The 2,433-nt window shown below is 55.4% G+C and carries 1 rRNA gene; it reads right to left on the bottom strand.

The features are described 5' to 3' along the window. A 23S ribosomal RNA gene (locus OP496_RS17175) occupies positions 1-2,329 on the bottom strand; the annotation flags it as partial. Between the last annotated feature and the right edge of the window lie 104 nt (positions 2,330-2,433).

The following is a 2,433-nucleotide window of genomic DNA, read 5'->3' as shown; positions in this document are numbered from 1 at the left end:
AAGCACCCTTATGCTCTTGCACTCGATGCACGATTTCCAACCGTGCTGAGGGTACCTTCGTGCTCCTCCGTTACGCTTTGGGAGGAGACCGCCCCAGTCAAACTACCCACCACACACTGTCCTCGACCCGGATAACGGGCCCAAGTTAGAACGCCCATGATGCCAGGCTGGTATTTCAAGGATGGCTCCCCCGGGACTGGCGTCCCGGGTTCCAAGCCTCCCAGCTATCCTACACAAGCAACATCAGCATCCAGTGTGAAGCTATAGTAAAGGTTCACGGGGTCTTTCCGTCTAGCCGCGGGGACACCGCATCTTCACGGCGATTTCAATTTCACTGAGTCTCGGGTGGAGACAGCGTGGCCATCATTACGCCATTCGTGCAGGTCGGAACTTACCCGACAAGGAATTTCGCTACCTTAGGACCGTTATAGTTACGGCCGCCGTTTACCGGGGCTTCGATCAAGCGCTTCGCCGGAGCTAACGCCATCAATTAACCTTCCGGCACCGGGCAGGCGTCACACCCTATACGTCCGCTTTCGCGTTAGCAGAGTGCTGTGTTTTTAATAAACAGTTGCAGCCACCTGGTATCTTCGACCGGCTCGAGCTCGGGACGCGCGGTCCGTCACCCTGTGCCGGCGCACCTTCTCCCGAAGTTACGGTGCCATTTTGCCTAGTTCCTTCACCCGAGTTTTCTCAAGCGCCTGGGGATTCTCACCCTGACCACCTGTGTCGGTTTGGGGTACGGTCGCATGTGATCTGACGCTTAGAGGCTTTTCCTGGAAGCGTGGCATCAATGACTTCCAGACCGTAGTCTGTTCGTCTCGTCTCTCGGCTTTAAGGAACCGGATTTACCTGATTCCTCGGCCTACCGACTTTCACCAGGACAACCAACGCCTGGCTCACCTAGCCTTCTTCGTCCCCCCTTCGCAATCACATCCGGTACGGGAATATTAACCCGTTTCCCATCGACTACGCCTTTCGGCCTCGCCTTAGGGGCCGACTCACTCTGCTCCGATTGACGTCGAACAGAAACCCTGGGTCTTCCGGCGTGCGGGGTTTTCACCCGCATTATCGTTACTCATGTCAGCATTCGCACTCGTGATACCTCCAGCAAGCCTCTCGACTCACCTTCGCAGGCGTACACGACGCTCCTCTACCACTCACCCTGTGGATGAGTCCGTAGCTTCGGCATCTGGTTTGAGCCCCGTTACATCTTCCGCGCAGGCCGACTCGACTAGTGAGCTATTACGCTTTCTTTCAAGGATGGCTGCTTCTAAGCCAACCTCCTAGCTGTCTAAGCCTTCCCACATCGTTTCCCACTTAACCAGCATTTGGGGGCCTTAGCTGACGGTCTGGGTTGTTTCCCTTTTCACAACGGACGTTAGCACCCGCTGTGTGTCTCCCACGCTGCACTCATCGGTATTCGGAGTTTGCCTCGGATTGGTAAGCCGGGATGGCCCCCTAGCCGAAACAGTGCTCTACCCCCGACGGTGATACGTGAGGCGCTACCTAAATAGCTTTCGAGGAGAACCAGCTATCTCCGGGCTTGATTAGCCTTTCACTCCGATCCACAGCTCATCCCCCCATTTTTCAACATAGGTGGGTTCGAGCCTCCAGTCAGTGTTACCTGACCTTCACTCTGGCCATGGATAGATCGCCCGGTTTCGGGTCTATATCCAGCGACTCAGCGCCCTGTTAAGACTCGGTTTCCCTACGCCTCCCCTAGTCGGTTAAGCTCGCCACTGAATATAAGTCGCTGACCCATTATACAAAAGGTACGCGGTCACAGAACGCATCTGCTCCCACTGCTTGTACGCATACGGTTTCAGGATCTATTTCACTCCCCTCGCCGGGGTTCTTTTCGCCTTTCCCTCACGGTACTGGTTCACTATCGGTCAGCCAGGAGTATTTAGCCTTGGAGGATGGTCCCCCCGTCTTCAGTCAAGGTTTCACGTGCCCCGACCTACTCGATTTCACCAATGCGGGTTTTCGGTTACGGGGCTATCACCCGCTATGGCCGACCTTTCCAGGCCGTTCACCTAACCGTGCATTGACTTAAGGGCTAGTCCCCGTTCGCTCGCCACTACTCAGGGAATCTCGGTTGATTTCTTTTCCTCGGGGTACTTAGATGTTTCAGTTCTCCCGGTTCGCTTCCCGCCCCCTATGAATTCAGGGGGGGATACCCAGCTGATGCTGGGTGGGTTTCCCCATTCAGAAATGCCCGGGTCGAAGGTTGTTTGCCACCTCACCGAGCCTTATCGCAGGCTACAACGTCTTTCATCGCCTCTGGCTGCCTAGGCATCCACCGTATGCGCTTCATCGCTTGACCATATAACCCCAAAGGGTCTGGCCTGGCGACGATCACGATCATGCCGGATACGCTTGAGACGTATCGTCTTGCTTTGTCAGCTTATGCCACATTGTTAAAGAGCG

It is taken from the genome of Chromohalobacter sp. 48-RD10, from assembly GCF_029889785.1.
Taxonomy (GTDB): Bacteria; Pseudomonadota; Gammaproteobacteria; order Pseudomonadales; family Halomonadaceae; genus Chromohalobacter.
Note: the sequence above shows the minus strand (reverse complement) of the source record. Positions and strands in the feature narration are given on the sequence as shown.